Consider the following 1,618-nt stretch of genomic DNA (forward strand, 5'->3'; position numbering starts at 1 on the left):
ATTAAGACAAAATGGACTACCGAAACAAATGGATTTTACTAATATTTCTCAAAATTATTTATCAGCTATAGCTGATAAAAGAAATAGAATCCCTAGGAAGTCTCTGAATTATCAAACACCATACTAAGTTTTTCTGTGTTACATGAAAAGTCTAACTTAATTTGACAATCTAGGAATTAAAATCCCTAGAATTAATTGTTCTAGGGATTTATTGGGGATGTGAGCATCATTAACTCTACAATCATAGCGGTATATAAGATCAGGGTTAGGAGAAAGCCGGCTCTCCAGAAAAATTTGATAAATTTAGGGTAGTAAAAACTTCGTTTTTTAAATAAGAAAAAAATAACAAGTAGGATTGCCAGAAGCGAAAGTGCAACACCAAGTCGCGGTAGAAAGTTATGGGTAAAGGATTTAGCTGTTATGAGATAATACTCAAATACTAAAAGCGGAAAAGCAAGATCTGCAAAATTGATTCTTAGTCTTTTTAATCCGAAAAGTTTAGCAATAATAAAACAGACCACTAAGGTCAACACCAATAATAAAATTGAGGCAATTTTCATTAAAATCATACCCATATTGTATCATAAAAAATCATTAAAGGAAACGAGAAACAGAGGATTTTATTGCAAGGGCAGGCTTTTGAGATTGTTGGTGTTTTTTGTTATAATGAAAGTTATGAAATCTTATAATACCTTGAATGATTATTATCGGAAACTCTTTGGAGAGAAGACTTTTAAAGTTCCTATCGATGCGGGCTTTGACTGTCCAAATCGAGATGGGACGGTGGCTCATGGTGGCTGTACTTTTTGTACGGTTTCGGGTTCTGGAGATGCGATTGTAGCACCAGAAGCACCTATTCGTGAGCAGTTTTACAAGGAAATTGACTTTATGCATCGAAAATGGTCGGATGTTCAGAAGTACCTGGTTTATTTTCAAAATTTTACCAACACCCATGAAAAGGTTGAAGTGATTCGTGAGCGCTACGAACAAGCTATCAATGAACCAGGAGTGGTGGGAATCAATATCGGAACTCGCCCAGACTGTTTGCCTGATGAGACCATTGGGTATCTGGCTGAGTTATCTGAATGTATGCATGTGACCGTAGAGTTGGGCCTACAAACTACCTACGAAGCAACATCTCAACTCATCAATCGTGCCCACTCCTATGAACTCTATGTGGATACAGTCAAGCGCCTTCGCAAGTATCCTAAGATTGAGATTGTATCCCACCTTATCAATGGACTGCCTGGTGAGACTCACGAGATGATGGTGGAAAATGTCCGCCGCTGTGTCACGGATAATGATATTCAAGGAATTAAACTGCACTTGCTCCATCTTATGACCAATACGCGTATGCAGCGAGATTATCACGAAGGACGCTTGCAACTGATGAGTCAGGATGAGTATGTCAAGGTCATTTGTGACCAGTTGGAAATTATTCCTAAGCATATCGTCATCCATCGAATTACAGGAGATGCACCTAGAGATATGCTGATTGGCCCTATGTGGAGTCTCAATAAATGGGAAGTCCTTAATAGCATTGAGATGGAGATGCGACGTCGTGGAAGTGTTCAAGGATGCAAGGCTGTAAAACAGGAGTTTAAAAATGAAAAGACCA

2 protein-coding genes and 1 pseudogene are annotated in these 1,618 nt (G+C 38.4%); 2 read left to right on the forward strand and 1 reads right to left on the reverse strand.

The window, feature by feature from the left end:
- A pseudogene (locus tag SORDD16_RS10530) lies at nucleotides 1-127 on the forward strand (IS30 family transposase); the annotation flags it as partial.
- A gap of 73 nt (nucleotides 128-200) precedes the next feature.
- Here the strand turns inward: SORDD16_RS10530 and SORDD16_RS03065 are convergent.
- Nucleotides 201-575, reverse strand: coding sequence for a DUF3397 domain-containing protein (locus SORDD16_RS03065; protein WP_061452339.1), 375 nt, complete (start codon nucleotides 573-575; stop codon nucleotides 201-203).
- Nucleotides 576-666: 91 nt separating this feature from the next.
- On the opposite strand from SORDD16_RS03065, the gene SORDD16_RS03070 reads away from it, so the two are divergent.
- Nucleotides 667-1,618 (forward strand): tRNA modification radical SAM protein MnmL/YtqA (locus SORDD16_RS03070; protein WP_061452340.1); only part of this gene is annotated, 952 nt, incomplete at its 3' end.

It is taken from the genome of Streptococcus oralis, assembly GCF_001578945.1.
GTDB lineage: Bacteria > Bacillota > Bacilli > Lactobacillales > Streptococcaceae > Streptococcus > Streptococcus oralis_Q.

Coding starts and splice junctions, on each gene's coding strand:
- SORDD16_RS03065 (WP_061452339.1), bottom strand. CDS start 575: ATGGGTATGATTTTAATGAAAATTGCCTCAATTTTATTATTGGTGTTG.